Raw genomic sequence first — 274 nt, forward strand, 5'->3', positions numbered from 1 at the left:
TGACGGCCAACACTCTCGGGTCGCCCACACTGCCGCCCGGCTCGACCACGAGGGCGGTGATCTTTCCCGGTGCGGTGCCCGCGACCAAGATCAGGACCGCATCGGCTCCGCGGAAGGTGATATCGGAGGAGCCGAGGACTGTCCGGTCGTATCCGGCGGCCGCGACGCAGCCTGCCAGCCGGGTCGAATCGGCGAGTGGGCCCGCGACATCGTGGCGGCCGAGCGCGCCGAGGGCGACGGTGGCGTTCAGGTCGTCTCCGGGTGACGTATCGAC

General features: G+C 70.8%; 1 pseudogene. It reads right to left on the reverse strand.

The features are described from left to right. Window positions 1-274: pseudogene (locus GV790_RS30260) on the reverse strand (hypothetical protein); the annotation flags it as partial.

The sequence above is a fragment of the Nocardia cyriacigeorgica genome, assembly GCF_010858045.1.
GTDB lineage: Bacteria > Actinomycetota > Actinomycetes > Mycobacteriales > Mycobacteriaceae > Nocardia > Nocardia cyriacigeorgica_E.